This is a genomic window from Sphingomonas yantingensis, assembly GCF_014199325.1.
GTDB classification, from domain to species: domain Bacteria; phylum Pseudomonadota; class Alphaproteobacteria; order Sphingomonadales; family Sphingomonadaceae; genus Sphingomonas; species Sphingomonas yantingensis.
In genome coordinates this window covers 159,756-174,947 of sequence record NZ_JACIJJ010000003.1, presented here as the reverse complement: position 1 = coordinate 174,947, position 15,192 = coordinate 159,756, and the positions used below count along the sequence as shown (strand labels likewise).

The 15,192-nt window shown below is 66.8% G+C and carries 17 protein-coding genes; 6 read left to right on the top strand and 11 right to left on the bottom strand.

Features of this window, described 5'->3' with window-relative positions:
* The first annotated feature begins 35 nt into the window (after window positions 1–35).
* The 3 genes from FHR19_RS10705 to FHR19_RS10695 are packed head-to-tail and all read left to right on the top strand — an operon-like array spanning window position 36 to window position 2,976.
* Window positions 36–1,310: an AAA family ATPase gene (locus tag FHR19_RS10705; RefSeq protein ID WP_184028089.1), complete on the top strand. Its 1,275-nt coding sequence runs from the start codon at window positions 36–38 to the stop codon at window positions 1,308–1,310.
* Window positions 1,310–2,029 carry a hypothetical protein gene (locus FHR19_RS10700; RefSeq protein WP_184028087.1) on the top strand — a complete coding sequence of 240 codons (720 nt, stop codon included), beginning with the start codon at window positions 1,310–1,312 and terminating at the stop codon, window positions 2,027–2,029. Before FHR19_RS10705 ends, FHR19_RS10700 begins: the two co-directional genes overlap by 1 nt.
* A 29-nt stretch (window positions 2,030–2,058) precedes the next feature.
* Entirely contained in the window at window positions 2,059–2,976 is a 918-nt protein-coding gene (locus FHR19_RS10695) for a DUF808 domain-containing protein (protein ID WP_184028084.1), read from the top strand.
* A 43-nt stretch (window positions 2,977–3,019) separates the two neighbouring features.
* Here the strand turns inward: FHR19_RS10695 and FHR19_RS10690 are convergent, their stop codons facing one another.
* Genes FHR19_RS10690 through FHR19_RS10675 form a run of 4 tightly spaced genes read right to left on the bottom strand, consistent with a single transcriptional unit; the run spans window position 3,020 to window position 5,623 of the window.
* Window positions 3,020–3,964 carry a glucokinase gene (locus FHR19_RS10690; protein WP_184028082.1) on the bottom strand — a complete coding sequence of 315 codons (945 nt, stop codon included), beginning with the start codon at window positions 3,962–3,964 and terminating at the stop codon, window positions 3,020–3,022.
* 41 nt (window positions 3,965–4,005) lie between these two features.
* Window positions 4,006–4,458 carry a cytidine deaminase gene (locus FHR19_RS10685; protein ID WP_184028080.1) on the bottom strand — a complete coding sequence of 151 codons (453 nt, stop codon included), beginning with the start codon at window positions 4,456–4,458 and terminating at the stop codon, window positions 4,006–4,008.
* The gene (locus FHR19_RS10680) at window positions 4,455–5,129 is read right to left on the bottom strand and encodes a GH25 family lysozyme (protein WP_184028078.1); all 675 of its coding nucleotides are present in this window, start codon (window positions 5,127–5,129) and stop codon (window positions 4,455–4,457) included. The genes FHR19_RS10685 and FHR19_RS10680 overlap by 4 nt, the downstream gene beginning before the upstream one ends.
* A gap of 11 nt (window positions 5,130–5,140) precedes the next feature.
* On the bottom strand, window positions 5,141–5,623 hold the full coding sequence (locus FHR19_RS10675; protein ID WP_184028076.1) for a UPF0262 family protein: 483 nt from the start codon (window positions 5,621–5,623) through the stop codon (window positions 5,141–5,143).
* Window positions 5,624–5,725: 102 nt separating this feature from the next.
* Here FHR19_RS10675 and FHR19_RS10670 point away from each other — a divergent pair, with 102 nt between their 5' ends.
* The 3 genes from FHR19_RS10670 (at window position 5,726) to FHR19_RS10660 (ending at window position 9,345) form a co-directional block, all read left to right on the top strand.
* The gene (locus FHR19_RS10670) at window positions 5,726–7,231 is read left to right on the top strand and encodes a replicative DNA helicase (protein ID WP_184028072.1); all 1,506 of its coding nucleotides are present in this window, start codon (window positions 5,726–5,728) and stop codon (window positions 7,229–7,231) included.
* 222 nt (window positions 7,232–7,453) lie between these two features.
* Window positions 7,454–7,765 (top strand): hypothetical protein, encoded by a 312-nt coding sequence (locus FHR19_RS10665; protein WP_184028069.1) that lies wholly within the window; start codon window positions 7,454–7,456, stop codon window positions 7,763–7,765.
* On the top strand, window positions 7,762–9,345 hold the full coding sequence (locus tag FHR19_RS10660) for a methyl-accepting chemotaxis protein (RefSeq protein ID WP_184028066.1): 1,584 nt from the start codon (window positions 7,762–7,764) through the stop codon (window positions 9,343–9,345). Before FHR19_RS10665 ends, FHR19_RS10660 begins: the two co-directional genes overlap by 4 nt.
* A gap of 3 nt (window positions 9,346–9,348) precedes the next feature.
* On the opposite strand, the gene FHR19_RS10655 is transcribed toward FHR19_RS10660, so the two are convergent.
* The 7 genes from FHR19_RS10655 to astD form a co-directional block, all read right to left on the bottom strand.
* Window positions 9,349–10,116, bottom strand: coding sequence for a phosphoadenylyl-sulfate reductase (locus FHR19_RS10655; protein ID WP_184028063.1), 768 nt, complete (start codon window positions 10,114–10,116; stop codon window positions 9,349–9,351).
* Complete coding sequence (locus tag FHR19_RS10650) at window positions 10,109–10,537, bottom strand: DUF934 domain-containing protein (RefSeq protein WP_184028060.1); 429 nt, start codon at window positions 10,535–10,537, stop codon at window positions 10,109–10,111. The genes FHR19_RS10655 and FHR19_RS10650 overlap by 8 nt, the downstream gene beginning before the upstream one ends.
* Complete coding sequence (locus tag FHR19_RS10645; protein ID WP_184028057.1) at window positions 10,534–10,935, bottom strand: Rid family hydrolase; 402 nt, start codon at window positions 10,933–10,935, stop codon at window positions 10,534–10,536. The genes FHR19_RS10650 and FHR19_RS10645 overlap by 4 nt, the downstream gene beginning before the upstream one ends.
* Complete coding sequence (locus tag FHR19_RS10640) at window positions 10,922–12,559, bottom strand: nitrite/sulfite reductase (RefSeq protein ID WP_184028054.1); 1,638 nt, start codon at window positions 12,557–12,559, stop codon at window positions 10,922–10,924. The genes FHR19_RS10645 and FHR19_RS10640 overlap by 14 nt, the downstream gene beginning before the upstream one ends.
* Before the next feature lies 1 nt (window position 12,560).
* The gene (locus FHR19_RS10635; protein ID WP_184028051.1) at window positions 12,561–12,857 is read right to left on the bottom strand and encodes a DUF2849 domain-containing protein; all 297 of its coding nucleotides are present in this window, start codon (window positions 12,855–12,857) and stop codon (window positions 12,561–12,563) included.
* Window positions 12,854–13,645: a uroporphyrinogen-III C-methyltransferase gene (gene cobA / locus FHR19_RS10630; RefSeq protein ID WP_184028048.1), complete on the bottom strand. Its 792-nt coding sequence runs from the start codon at window positions 13,643–13,645 to the stop codon at window positions 12,854–12,856. The genes FHR19_RS10635 and cobA overlap by 4 nt, the downstream gene beginning before the upstream one ends.
* Before the next feature lie 84 nt (window positions 13,646–13,729).
* Window positions 13,730–15,145 carry a succinylglutamate-semialdehyde dehydrogenase gene (gene astD, locus FHR19_RS10625; RefSeq protein WP_184028045.1) on the bottom strand — a complete coding sequence of 472 codons (1,416 nt, stop codon included), beginning with the start codon at window positions 15,143–15,145 and terminating at the stop codon, window positions 13,730–13,732.
* Window positions 15,146–15,192 lie beyond the last annotated feature (47 nt).

The following is a 15,192-nucleotide window of genomic DNA, read 5'->3' as shown; positions in this document are numbered from 1 at the left end:
TTCTCGGTTCGTTCTTCTCTGAGGTTCTACACTGAATGTTGTCTGAATTAACGATTGAGCGATTCAAAACTGTACGTGAAGAAACGCTGCAGTTTGGCCGCGTAAATCTTTTTATCGGTGGAAATGGAACCGGAAAGTCCAATTTACTTGAAGCTATCGGTCTGGCCTCTGCTTGCCTAGGCCGAGGCTTGGGGGATTCGGATATCGGCCAGAGAGGCTTGCGAATTACACCACCCGAATTGATGAAGTCGTCCTTCAAAAACGAGGACTTGCCTAAAACGCTCATGCTTGAAGCAAAGTTCAGTAGCCGGATCACTTACAAGGCTACTTTGCAGAGCCGAGAAGGCGATCCCCTGCTGAGATTCTTCTCTGAGTCAGCGTCGATCAGGGGAAAGAAGGTCTTTGGGCGTAGCAATCGCGGCGCGAGCGCGACCGGTGTCTCACATGCTCATCGGCTGGAGCAGCACAGAGGTATTTGGGATCAAATCAAGGCTACGTATGATATTGATGAGTCAGCTGCTGCTGAGTTTTCCGAATTTAGCCGATTTTCGATTTATACGCCACAACCTGATTTTCTAAGAGGCCGTCAAGCTGGTCGTGTTGATAATCCACCCATAGGTCTTCATGGCGAAGGGCTCCCCGAAGCAGCGTCTGGCCTTCTAAGCGCTTGGAGAAGTTTCCGAAGAGGCGGTGAGCATTTTTTGGATAAGCACAACAAAAAGATTATAGACGATTGCGTGCAACTTGTTGGATTGCCCGGATGGGCGTCTGAGTTCGGTACGCATAGGCCGGCGCCTCTGTTAACTTCTCGCGACATGGCGGATCGTACTGAAATTGTATATTTTGTTGATTGCTTTATGCACGCTCGAAGAAATCAGTTGTCAGTTTATGATAGCAGCGAAGGTACTCTTTTCCTTTTATTTGCTGCTATATTGTTATCCCATCCAGGTGCACCGAAGGTATTTGCATTCGACAACGTCGACAATGCCCTTAACCCAAAACTAACGAGAAGCCTCGTCGAGCAAATTATCAAAGTATGTAAGACATCTAGCGAAAATCAGACCTGGCTAGGGGCTAAGCAGGTATTTCTCACTAGCCATAATCCGACTGCCCTTGATGCATTTGATCTATTTGACAATGATAATAGGGTTTTTGTTGTAAAGCGGGGAGAGAAAGGTTTTACAACTGCTACACGACTGAAAGTGCCGAAGGGTATGTCTCGTGAGAGGTGGGAAGCGGTTAAGGGAGGGCGAAACCTATCCCAGCTTTGGCTTGATGGCGACATTCCCGGCGCTTTGGGGGTAATGTGATGAGGATTGGCGTCGTTTGCGAAGGGCCCAGTGATTATCCAGCGATTGAACATTTTGTAGGGGTGGCGTTGGCAGATCTTGGTATATCGGCAACGTTCAGATCGCTACATCCCGAAATGGATCGGACTAGGCCTACTGGCGGGTGGGCATCAGTTCTCACTCGGTTCAAACGTTACACGGCTCAGACGCGAATCCAAAAATACTTCAACGGCGGTTTGTTTGGTGGCGATTTAGGCGAGGATCATTTAGATGCAATTTTGGTGCATTTAGATAGTGACGTTTTAGAGGACGTCTCTTTCAAAAAGTTTGTTTTGAAAGAATATGGTGTATCGATCGTTACTGCAAGTAATCCAAGAGCAAGGGCGCAGGAAGTCGAAAAGGTTCTCGCTGGCGCCGCCGAGATGTCTATTCTCTCATCATCAGATCGTAAGCGTCATGTTTTTTTTCCAGCTATCGAGTCGACAGAAGCTTGGTGCGTTTCGGCTTTTTCGGGAAAGCCGATTAAGGCCAATTATCTAAATGGTAATGCTTTGAGGGATGCCTTCATGTCTGCTCTTGAGGCGTCGGAAGGGAAGTCTCCAAAGCACGCCTATGAGAATGTTGACAAGTCAGCGACCCGTCGAGAGCGTTTTTGTAAAAAGCACAGCAAGGGTGCTGGCCGTATTTCTCGAAATTGTGTAGTCTTTCGAAGCAGTATGCGAAAACTGGCAAACGTTTAGACTAGTAATTTCAGGAAAAGGAATCCCGCATGGCCGGCGGCCTAATCGCACTACTCGATGACGTGGCGGCGATCGCCAAGCTGGCGGCGGCTTCGGTCGATGACGTGGGCGTCGCGGCGGCTCGGGCGGGGACCAAGGCCGCGGGGGTGGTCATCGACGATGCGGCGGTGACGCCGGGCTATGTCGTCGGCCTCGCCCCCGCGCGCGAGTTGCCGATCATCGCCAAGATCGCGGTGGGCTCGCTTCGCAACAAGCTCATCATCCTGTTGCCCGCGGCGCTGCTGCTGTCGGCGTTCGCGCCATGGGCGATCACGCCGATCCTGATGCTGGGCGGCGCGTTCCTCTGTTACGAGGGGGCCGAGAAGCTGCTGCACAAGCTGACCGGCGATACGCATACCGACGATGCGGCGGCGATCGCCGATCCGGCGGAGCTGGAGGCGCGGCAGGTGTCGGGGGCGATCCGCACCGACCTGATCCTGTCGGCGGAGATCATGGCGATCGCGCTCGCCGAGCTGCCGCAGCAGAGCCTGTGGATGCAGGGCGTGGTGCTGGCGATCGTCGGCATCGCGATCACGATCGCGGTCTATGGCGCGGTGGCGCTCATCGTGAAGATGGACGATGTGGGGCTGCACCTGGTCAAGACGGGGCGCGCGGTGGGGCTGGGCCGCGGGCTGCTCGCGGGGATGCCGGTGCTGCTCAAGCTGCTCGCCTGGATCGGGACCGCGGCGATGCTGTGGGTCGGCGGCGGGATCATCGTCCATGGCCTCGCGGGCTTCGGCATCGCCGGGCCGGAGCATGTGATCCACGACGCCGCGGTCGCGGTCGGCGGCGGCGTGGGCGCGATCGAGTGGGGGGTGACGGCGCTGGGGTCGGGCATCCTCGGGCTGGTGGTCGGCTTCGTCGTGGTGGGGCTCATCAAGCTGTTGCCGGGGAAGAAGGCGCATTGATGTTTTGACGGGCTCACGCGCGTAGGCGGCGCCGCGAGCGGAATCACGCCGCGCGCAGCGCCTCCGCCGCGCCGTGGAGTTCGCCCTCGGCCATCGTCTCGAAGCGGATCGGGACCTGTGCCACCTGCCGCGCGTGGCGGCTGATGCCGGCAAAGGCGGCGGCGACGCGCGGGCGGTGGAACATCGGCGACAGCGCGGTGCCGAGCCCGCCCGCCACGATCACCCCGTCCCACGCGCCATAGCAGAGCACGAGATTGCCGAGATGCGCGGCAAAGGCGGTGGCGAGCGTCTCGCACGCGGCCTCTGCAATGGGATCGCGGGTGGCGGCGGCGGTGATCGCCTCGGGGCTGGCGAAGCGGGGGGCGGCGCCCCTGGCGCGCGCCATCGCCTGATAGACGGTGACCAGGCCGGAGGCGCAGATGAGCTCCTCCGCGCCGACGATTCTCCGGCCGGGGAAGAGCTCGGCGACCAGCGCGGCGAGGGGGGCGTCGGGGGCGGCGAAAGCGGCGTGGCCCGCCTCGGTCGCAAGGACGCTCACCCCGCGGACGGGATCGCGGCGCAGGACCGCGACGCCGAGGCCGGAGGTGGCGCCGGCGACGACGTGCGTGGTGGGGTGGCCGGCGGGCCGCTCGCGCGCGGCAAGCGCCCAGGCCTCCGCCTCGAAATCGTTGAGGATGACGGGGGCGTGGCCGAGCATGCCGGCGAGCCCCGATCGCGACAGGAACCAGCGCGTGCGCGTGACCGAGATCGCGTCGCCGCGGACGAGGCCTGCGACCGCGAAGGCGGAGCGGACCGGGCCGGGGGGCAGCGCCATCTCGCGCTGGAACGCGCTGATCGTGCCCGACAGGCTGGTGATCGCGGCGGCATCGTGAAAGCGCGTGGTGCCGGGGTCGATCCCGCCCGCGGGTCCGACGAGCGCGAGGCGCATTCCCTTGCGGCCGACATGGCCGACGATCGCGCGTGGTCTCACGCGGTCCGTTTCGAACATCCTCATCCCCCTGTTTTGTGGGGGATGTTAGCGGTCACGTCTTAACGATCAATCCCCAAATCGGCGGGGCCGAAGGCATGGGGGAGAAGGTCGGACAGGCGGTGGCGCTCGACGCGCTGACCCTCCGCACCCGCGCACAGGATTGTGAGGTCGCGGCCCGACATGCCGGCAGCCTCGTTCAGCACCTGGCGGCAGCGGCCGCACGGGCGGACGGGGGTGTCGCCGGTGGGGCGGCCACCCTCGATCATCCCGCCGATCACCGCGACGGCGACGATATCGCGGAGGCGCCCGGCGGCGCTGGCCGACGCGGTGGCGACGGTTTCGGCGCAGAGCGACAGGCCGTAGCTCGCATTCTCGAAATTGGCGCCGGTCATCACGCTGCCGTCGGTCAGCAGCAGCGCCGCGCCGACGCCAAAGCGTGAATAGGGGGCGTGGGCGTTGAGCGCCGCGGTGCGGGCGGCGGCGACCAGTGCGGTTTCGTCAATCTCGATCATGGTGCAACGACATCCCAGGCGACCGGCGCCTCGAACCCTTCGACGCGGCGCGCGCCGTTCGCCTGCCACATCCGCCACGGCCGCGCCAGATAGTCGGGCGGGAACCAGTTGCCCGTTGCCCAGAAGGTGCGCGGCAGGCCGTCGCTCAGCCGGTACTGCTTCTCGAAATCGGGGCTGACGCGGATCAGCACGCGCTCGCCGGTATGGCGCTCGACGCGCTCGAGGAAGGTCGCGACCTCGCGCAGCAGCACCTCGCGCGTCGGGCGGTCGGTACAGTCGGCGGCGAAGTCGAACGCGACCACCGCGGGGAGGGCATCGGGCATCCGGGGGACGACCGCGTTGAAATGGTCGGCCTGATCGGCGGCGAGGCGGCAGAGCGAATAAGCGTGCATCGCCCCGCGCCGGATACCGCTGTCCGCCAGCGCCGCCCAATGCCCCCCGAACGTGGGATCGCGGCCCCGGTCGCCCATGGTGGCGAGCACATAGGCGAAGTCCGCGCCCTCGGCCTTGGCCGTACCCCAGTCGACCGCGCCGGTCGCGGCGCTGACGTCGACGCCCTGGATCGGGAAGTTCTTGACCGCAGGGCGCCAGTGCGCGGCGAACCACCAGCCGGCGATTCCCAGAATCACGACGAACACGACGGCGCCGATCCAGCGCCCCAAACCCCACATTGCGGCCCCCCTCAGCCCTTGATGTGCAAAACGCAGATGAGCGTGAACAGCCGCCGCGCGGTGTCGAAGTCGATCTCGATCTTGCCGTCCAGCCGCTCGCGAAGCAGCTCGGCCGCCTCGTTGTGGATGCCCCGCCTGGCCATGTCGACGGTTTCGATCTGCGCGGCGGTGGCGCTGCGGATCGCCTGGTAATAGCTGTCGCAGATCGCGAAATAGTCCTTGATCGGCCGGCGGAACCGCCCGAGCGCCAGGACCAGCGTCTCCAGCGGCGTCCCATCCTCTCGCGCGATCGCCAGCGCCAAGCGTCCTTCCTCGACGCTGAGCGCGAGGCGATAGGGGCCGGCATAGCCGTCGGGATGCTCGCGCAAGGGGCGGAAGTGATTGCCCTCGAGCAGGTCGAAGATCGCGATGCGGCGTTCCTGCTCGACATCGGCCGACCGCCACAGGATCGTCCGCTCGTCGAGCGTCACGTCGATGATGCGGGGGTCGGCCATGCTGTGTCCCGCTTGCCGCGTTCGGATCGCGATTACAACGGCCCACAGCTTTCACAGGCCGATCGGGTTGCACGTGGGGCGGGGATGCGCCCAAGAGGGGGCATGGCCACCCAACTGATTCCGACGGCGCCCGCCGAACCCATCCGCCTGCCCCAGAATGTCGAGGCGGAGGCTGCGCTTCTCGGCGCGATGATGATCGACAACCGGCTGGCCGACGACATCGTCGACATGCTGAAGACCGAGCATTTCCACGAGCCCGTCCATGCCCGCATCTTCGGCGCGATCGCCAAGCTGCGCGGCGACGACCTGCTCGCCAACCCGCTGACGCTGCGGCCGATGTTCGAGGCGGATACGGGGATGGCGGCGCTCGGTGGACCGGCGTACCTCGCGCAGCTCACCGGATCGGGCGCCGGCCTGATCGGTGCGCGGCAGTTTGCCAAGCAGATCTACGACCTCGCCCAGCTTCGCACGCTGGTGGAGGTGGGCCGCGAACTGGTCGACCGGGCGATGGACACCTCGGAGAAGATCGATCCTTCGGCTCAGATCGAAGCGGCGGAGGAGCGGCTGTTCGCGGTTGCGGCGGGCGGCACCACGACCAAGTCGATCAAGACCTTTGCCCAGGCGACGGCGGCCGCGGTCGACATGGCGGCGAAGGCGCTGAACGCCGGCGGCGGCCTGTCGGGTTCGACCACGGGGTTCGAGAGCATCAACCAGCGGATCGGCGGTCTGCATCACTCCGACCTCATCATCCTTGCCGGGCGTCCGGGCATGGGCAAGACCTCGCTCGCCACCAACATCGCGTTCAACACCGCGCGGCGCTGGAACGACGACATGGCGCTCGGCCTCAGCCCCAAGGAGACGGTGGGTGCCAAGGTCGCGTTCTTCAGCCTCGAAATGTCCGCCGACCAGCTCGCCACCCGTATCCTCGCCGAACAGTCGCGCATCAGTTCGGAGGCGCTGCGCATGGGCCGGATCAGCAAACAGGAGTTCCGCCAGCTCGCCGATGCGGCCACCGACCTTCAGAACCTGCCGCTCTATATCGACGATACCGCGGGCATTTCGATCAGCGCGCTGCATACGCGCGTGCGGCGGTTGAAGCGGACGCTGGGCGACGACCTGAAGTTCATCGTCGTCGACTATCTTCAGCTCCTGTCAGGATCGGGCGGCAAGAGCGACAATCGCGTGCAGGAAATCTCGGAGATCAGCCGCGGGTTGAAGACGCTGGCCAAGGACCTCAACGTCTCGGTCATGGCACTGTCGCAGCTCAGCCGTCAGGTCGAAAGCCGCGAGGACAAGCGCCCGCAGCTCTCCGACCTTCGCGAATCCGGCTCGATCGAGCAGGACGCCGACATGGTCTGGTTCGTGTACCGCGAGGACTATTACGTCGCCGCCAAGGAGCCCAAGCGCCCGGTCGAGGGCGACGACCCCAAGGTGTTCGAGGACCACCAGAAGTGGCACATGGACATGGAGCGCGTCTTCGGCCTCGCCGAGCTCATCATCGCCAAGCAGCGCCACGGCGCCACGGGCAAGGTGACGCTGAAGTTCGAGCCGGAGATCACGCGGTTCAGCGACTATGCCGGTCCGCAATATCAGGGGCCGCTGGACTGAGGCGAGGGGGCTTTCCCTAAAAGCGACGCCGTACCCCGGCGAAGACCGGGGTCCAGTCGGGTACCGTTCAATGGCTGACGGTAGAACCGCACACGTTCCGCAACTGGACCCCGGCCTTCGCCGGGGTACGGGCTTATTGCGGTGGCGCGCGCGTCGCATCGGTCCGAAGTTGGTAGCGCGATCCTAACGCGGTCTTCACCAATTTGGCCCTAGGCGTAACCCATGATTAAGCTGTTTCCGGGGTCGGTCGCCGTTGCCGCCCAATGCTTGCTCGTCATCGGCGGGATCGGGGCGCTGCTGCTGGCGCCGCCGGCGGAGGGGGCGCTGCTGATCGTGCCCGTCGCGGGCAGCGGGGTCGGCGCGCTCAACGCCGCGATTGGAGCCGGCGCGCGACTGGTCGGCGAAGGCACGCTGCCCGGCAGCCTGGTCGTCGAGGGGCGGCGCGACGCGGTGCTGGCGGTGGTGCTGCGCGCAGGCGGCGTGGTGGTCGCGGCGCGGCCGGCGCTGTGCGGACAGGCGGGGAGGACGGCATGAACACGATCGCGAGCGATGCGGACTGCGGGCTGACGGCGCTGCGTCGGCGGGGCGTGATGCTGGTGGCGGGGGCGGGCTGGGCGAGCCTCATCGCGATCCTGCTCGTCGCGTTGGGGACGGAGCGGCCGGTCTTGCCGATCGCGCTGCTCGGCGGTGCCGCGTGCCTGTTGCCGACGGTCGCGGCGGTGCGGCGGCGGTCCGATGCGACCGCGCGGCTGATCGCGGGGACGCTGGCGGCGGTGATGCCCGCGCTGCTCGTCTATGCGCTGGCCGGCCATGAGTGGCAGATGGACGCGCACATGTATTTCTTCGTCGCGCTCGCGCTCTTGACGGTGCTGTGCGACTGGCGGCCGATCCTGCTCGCGTCTGGCCTGATCGCGGTTCACCATCTGGCGCTGGAGTGGCTGGCGCCCGACTGGGTGTTCAACGGCAACGGCAATCTGGGGCGGGTGGTGTTCCACGCGCTGGCGGTGGTGCTGCAATTCGGCGTGCTGGGGTATGTGACCACGCATCTCGCCAAGCTGGTCGCGGCGCAGGATCGGGCGGTGGCGGAGAGTACCCGCCTGGTCACCGCGGCGGAGGCCGAGCGCGAGCGGGCCGAGCGCGAGGCGGCGCGCGCCGAGGATGCGCTGGCGCAGGTGCGGCGCGCCGATGCGCTGGCCGAGACCGCGCGGGCCGAGCGGCGCGATGCCGAGCGCAACCACGCGGCCGAGCGGCGACGCGAACTGCTGGCGCTGGCAGGGGATTTCGAGGCATCGGTCGCGGGCATCGCGGTGGCGATCGAGGATGCGGCGCAGGGGCTGGAGGCGTCGGCGACCACGCTCGACGCGATGTTCGGCGCGGCGGGGCGCGAGGCCGGGATGGTCGCGGCCAACGCCGCCGACGCGACGGGGGAGATCCGGCGCGTCGCGGGCGCGATCTCGACGCTCGGCCATTCGATCGGTTCGATTGCCGCGGCGGCCGAGCAGCAGCGCGAACTGACCGGGATCGGTCGCGCCAAGAGCGAGCAGAGCAGCGCGACGATTGCCGCACTATCCCAGCGTGCCGAGCAGATCGGCACCTTCATAGAGGAAATCCGCGGCATCGCGGCGAAGACCAACCTCCTCGCGCTCAACGCGACGATCGAAGCGGCGCGCGCGGGTGACGCCGGTCGCGGCTTCGCCGTGGTCGCGGGCGAGGTGAAGGGGCTGGCGGCGGAGACCGAGCGTGCGAGCGGGCGGATCGTCGATATCCTCAACGACGTGCGCGGATCGGCGGAGGCGTCGAGCATCGACGCGCAGATGGTCTGCGATGCGGTGGGCGAGGTGTCGGATGCTGCCGCCGGGATCGCCGCGGAGGCGGCGGATCAGCGCGCGCTCGCCAGTGCGATCGAAACGAGCGCGACGCGGGCGGCAAGCAATGCCGACCTGATCGAGCAGCGGATCGAGGCGCTGGCGCAGCGGGTCGAGGCGGCGGGCACGCTGGCCGCCGACCTACGCGGCAGCACGCGGGCGCTGTCGGTCAGCGCATACGACCTGCGCGGATCGGCGGAACGGTTCGTCTGTCACCTGCGCGACGAACCGGTGGCCGTCGCGGCCTGACCCTCAGAAGCTCGGCTGGTCGGGGTCGCCGTCGCCGGGCTGGACGTGGATGCCGCATTCGGTCTTGTCCCAACCCTTCCACCGGCCCGAGCGCGGGTCTTCGCCCGGCGCGACCTTGCTGGTGCAGGGGGCGCAGCCGATCGAGGGATAGCCCTGCGCCACCAGCGGATGTTGGGGCAGGTCGTGATGGGTAAAGTAACCCTCCAGATCTTCCCGGCTCCAGGTGATGAGCGGGTTGATCTTGAGCCGGTCACCGTCGAGCTCGAACCGCGGCAGGTTGGCGCGCGTCGCCGCCTGGAACGCCTTGCGCCCGGTGATGCTCGCGTCGAAGCCGGCCATCGCCCTTTCGAGCGGTGCGACCTTGCGGATCTCGCAGCAGCCGTCGGGATCGTATGACCAGCGAAGGCCGGTCGCGTCGCGCTTTTCCAGCGCGTCGGCATCCGGCGTCAGGATGCGTAGGTCGGTTAGGCCGAGGCGCGCGACCAGTGCGTCGCGATAGGCGAGCGTATCGGGGAAGTGTTTGCCGGTGTCGAGGAACAGCACCGGCGTCGAGCGGTCGGCCTGCGCGACCAGATGCAGCAGGACAGCCGATTCCGCGCCGAACGACGACACGACGGCAACCTCGCCCACCATCTGCTCACCGAGCACGACGCGCAGCATTTCCGCCGTGTCGCGGCCGCGGAACAGGTTGTTGAGGCGCAGCGCATCGGCGGCGGTGAAGCGCGGGGCGACGTCGATGCGGTCGATGCGGCGGACGGCGGCGTCAGCCATGGCGAAGCCTCCAGACGGGCGTGCGGCCATCCGCCGCGCCCTGATAGACATGCTCGTGCCGCTCGAGTGCACGGGTCAGCGCCGCGCGATCCACGGGCTTGGCGGGCGCGAAGCTGTCGAAGCCGCAGCGGCGCATCAGCGGGATCTGGTCGACCAGCACGTCGCCCTCGGCGCGCAGCTCCCCGGCATAGCCCGCCTCGCGCAGGATCGAGCCCGCCGAATAACCGCGCCCGTCGCGGAAGCTCGGGAAGCTCACCTCGACCAGCGCGAGGCGACCGAGGTGCGGGAGGAGCGCGCGCGCATCCTCGCCCGCCTCGATCCGGACGGCGGTGGCGTTGGACTGGCCGAGGAAGGCGTCGAGCGTGACGGCGGGCTCGTCATGCTCGGGCTCGTCGCGGAAGCGGAGGGGCGTGTCGGTCATGCGGCACCTGTCGGCAGATGGGCGATCGCCTTGATCTCGAACCGGAACCCGGCAAGCCAGGTGGTGCCGGGTACGGTCACGGCGGGGCGCGGGCCGTCGCCGAAGCGCGCGGCGAATTCGGGCAACGCGACCGGCAGCACGGCGTCGGGGTCGATCGCGAACATCGTCACGTCGACCACATCGTCGAAGCCGGCACCCGCGGCGTCGAGGATCGCCGAGAGGTTGTCGAAGGCGAGCGACACTTCCTCGCCCAGATCGGCGGGCGGGGTGCCGTCGGCGCGCGCGCCGACCTGGCCGGAGACGAACAGAAGGTCGCCGGCGCGGACCGCGGGCGAATAGCCGTGCGCCGTATAGAGCGCGTGCGGCTCGGCGGGCCAGATCGCGTCACGACTGGGCATAGATGACCTCCTTGAACGGCTCCATGCCGATCCGGCGATAGGTGTCGACGAAGCGTTCGCCGGGTTCGCGACGCGCCTTGTAGAGGTCGGTCACCCGCTCGATCGCGTCGACCACGCCGTCCTCGTCGAAGCCTGGGCCGGTGATCCGGCCGAGGCTCACGTCCTCCGCCCCCGACCCGCCGAGGAGGAGCTGGTAGTTCTCCGTCCCCTTTCGATCGACGCCGAGGATACCGATGTGGCCGGCATGATGGTGGCCACAGGCGTTGATGCAGCCGCTGATCTTGAGCTTGAGCTCGCCAAGGTCGCGCTGCCGCTCGGGATCGGCGAAGCGGTTGCTGATCTTCTGCGCCAGCGGGATCGAGCGCGCGTTGGCGAGGCTGCAATAATCGAGGCCGGGGCAGGCGATGATGTCGCCGATCAGGTCGAGATTGGCCTCGGCCAGTCCCGCGCCGTCCAGCGCCTGCCACACCGCGTACAGGTCCGCCTTGCGTACGTGCGGCAGGACGAGGTTCTGGGCGTGGGTGACGCGCAGCTCGTCGAAGCTGTAGCGCTCGGCCAAGTCGGCGATCAGGTCCATCTGCTCGGCGGTGGCGTCGCCGGGGATGCCGCCCGCGGGCTTCAGGCTGATCGTCGCGATCGCATAGCCCGGCGCCTTGTGCGCGGCGACGTTCTGGTCGAGCCAGAGCGCGAAGCCGGGGTCGCTGCGGTCCACCGCGTCGGGTGCGTCGCCGTCGAACGGCGGATCGGCGAAGAAGGCGGCGATGCGGTCGAACTCGGCCTTAGGCGGGTCGAGGCCGAGTTGCTTGACCGCGAGGAACTCCTCCTCGACCTGACGGCGATATTCGTCGACGCCGATCTCGTGCAGCAGGATCTTGATCCGCGCCTTGTAGATGTTGTCGCGCCGGCCGTAGCGATTGTAGACGCGCAGGCACGCTTCCAGATAGCTCAAGAGGTCGTCGATGCCGACGAAGTCGCGAACCTCGTGCGCGATCATCGGCGTGCGGCCCATGCCGCCGCCGACGAAGATGCGCGCGCCCTGCTCGCCGTCCCGCTCTATGATTTCGATGCCGATATCGTGGAGGCGCATCGCCGCGCGATCCTCCGCCGCGGCGATGACGGCGATCTTGAACTTGCGCGGCAGGTAGCTGAACTCGGGGTGGAAGGTGCTCCACTGCCGCAGCAGCTCGGCCCAGGGGCGCGGGTCGGTCACTTCGTCCGCGGCGGCGCCGGCGTACTGGTCCGAACTGATGTTACGGATGCAATTGCCGCTGGTCTGGATGGCATGCATCTCGACCTTCGCCAGCTCGGCGAGGATATCCGGCGCGTCGGCCAGCTTGATCCAGTTGTACTGGAGGTTCTGACGCGTGGTGAAGTGCCCATAGCCGCGGTCGTAGCGGCGGGCGATATCGGCGAGCACGCGAAGCTGGCCCGAATTGAGCGTGCCATAGGGGATGGCGACGCGCAGCATGTAGGCATGAAGCTGTAGGTAGAGGCCGTTCATCAGCCGCAGCGGCTTGAACTGATCCTCGCTCAGTTCGCCCGACAGGCGGCGCGCCACTTGGTCGCGGAACTCCTCGACGCGGGCGTCGACGATGGCCTGGTCATATTGGTCGTAGCGGTACATGTCAGATCACCCAGTTGCCGGCGGCAGGGTCGGAGGGCTTGAGCGTGAGGTCGGTGCGCACGGTGGGGCCGAGCGCGCGGATGCGGTCCTTGATGTGCGCGGGGCGGGGGCCCTCGGGCGTTCCCGCCGCGTCGATGACGTAGGGAACGTTGACGCGGCGCGCGGCCTCTTCTTCGCGTCCGATGCGCTCGCCCGCTTCGCCGACGTCGGCGGCATCCTCGACATGGCGGGACCAGTCGCTGCCCGTCCACCAGACGACGTCGCCGGTGGCGAGATCGTTGCCCGTCAGGATCTTCATGCCGCCATTCCTTCCGCGACGCGTGCCCAGCGGGCGAGCTTGTCCTCGGCATCCGAGAGTTCGACCACGTCGCCGACGACGATGATCGCGGGGCTCTCGACGCCCTCGCGCTCGACCATCGCGCCGAGGTCGGCGAGCAACGTTCTCAGCGCGCGGTGTCCGGGACAGGTGCCCTTTTCGAGCACCGCGACGGGCATGTCGGGGGCGACGCCGTCGGCGATCAGCTTGTCGGCGATCGCGCTCGCCGTGGCGACGCCCATGTAGATGACGAGCGTGCGGCCGACGCCGGCCAGGCCCGACCAGTCCTGGTCCGACAGGCCCTTGCACTGACCCGCGACGAAGCTGACCGCGCTCGAATGATCGCGGTGGGTGAGCGGCAGCATCGCTTCGGCCGCGCAGCCGAGCGCAGCGGAGACGCCGGGAATCACCTCGACCGCCAGGCCTGCGGCGCGCACCGCCTCGACCTCCTCGCCGCCGCGTCCGAAAATGAAGGGGTCGCCGCCCTTCAGCCGAACGACGATCGAGCCGGCCTTCACATGCGCGACGATCAGGGCGTTGATCCCCTCCTGCGGCACCGTATGCCGCGCGCGCTTCTTGGCGACCGAGATACGCTGCGCGTGCGGCGGCGCGAGATCGAGGACGCGCGGGTCGATCAGGCCGTCATGCACGACGACGTCGGCTCCTCGCAACGCCTCGACCGCGCGAACGGTGAGCAGGCCGGGGTCGCCGGGACCGGCCCCCACCAGAATGACGCGCCCGCGCGCCTCGGGATCGAGAAGACTTGCCATGATCGCCGATGTGGGCCGCAGGGGGCGGCGTCACAACCGACGGATGCTTGGGGCACGGCTAGAAGAGCTTTTGCCGCTCCCGGCTCAATGCTCGCGAAGGCCGATGCCGATCGAGGCTCGCGCCTGTTCCGCCTCGCTCGAAACGACGGGGAAGGCGCAGTAATCGGCGGCGTAATAGGCGCTGGGACGGTGATTGCCCGACCAGCCTACGCCGCCGAACGGGGCCGAGGAACTCGCGCCGTTGGTGGGCTTGTTCCAGTTGACGATCCCCGCGCGGATGCCGGCCCAGAACTGGTCGTAGAGGCGTGGGTCCTGGCTGACGAGGCTGGCGGACAGGCCGTAGCGGGTGTTGTTCGCCTCGACGATCGCATCCTCGAACGTCGCGACGCGGATGACCTGGAGCACGGGGCCGAACAGCTCGACATCGGGCTTCTCGCGCGCATTGGTCATGTCGACGATCCCCGGCGACAGAAAGGGGCGACCCTCGACCGTCCGCTCCATGTACCGGATCGGGCGCCCCCCGACGCTCATCAACGACAGGAAGCTTTCGGTCAGCATGTCGGCGGTGTCGTTGTCGATCACCGGCCCCATGAAGGGGGCGGGGTCGGCATGGGGATCGCCGATGATGAGGCGGCCAGCAAGCTTCACCACTTCCTCGACCAGCGGATCGAACAGGCGATCCTCGACGATCAGGCGGCGCGCCGCGGTGCAACGCTGGCCCGCGCTGGTGAAGGCCGACTGGATGACGAGCACGGCGGCCGAATAGAGGTCCGGGGTGCCCCAGACGATGATCGGGTTGTTGCCGCCCATTTCGAGCGCGAGGATCTTTTCCGGCGTCTCGGCGAACTGGCGGTTGAGCGCGAGGCCCGTGCGCGCCGAGCCGGTAAAGAGCAGGCCGTCGATCCCCGGATGCGTCGCGAGTGCACGGCCGGCATCCGGGCCGCCCAGCAGCACGCGGATGCAATCCTCCGGCACCCCCGCCGCGCGATAGCAGTCGACGAGGAACGCGCCGGTCGCGGGCGTCTTTTCCGACGGCTTGAAGACCACCGCGTTGCCCGCGATCAGCGCGGGGACGATGTGCCCGTTGGGCAGGTGCGCGGGGAAGTTATAGGGGCCGAGGACCGCAAGCACGCCGTGCGGCTTGTGCCGGAGCGCCAGGCGGCTGCCCATCGCCGCGTCGATCCGGCGCTGGCCGGTCCGCTCCTGAAAGGCGGTGATCGAGATGTCGACCTTGGCGATCACGGTGTCGATTTCGGTGCGCGCTTCCCAGAGGGGCTTGCCCGTCTCCCGCGCGAGCAGGTCGGCGAAGGCGTCGTATTTGGCGCGCACGACGTTGGCGAAGCGGCGCATCGTCTCGACCCGATACGCAAGCGGTCGCGCGGCCCACTGGCTCCAGCCGCACCGTGCCGCTGCGACTTCCGCATCGGCGTCACCCGCCGTTCCCTGCCACAGGACGGCGCCCGTCGCGGGCTCGAACGAGATCAATTCGCTGGCTGACACAATGCGCTTTCCGGCTGGCTCCCCTCAAGGTGGCGCGTTCTGCATCA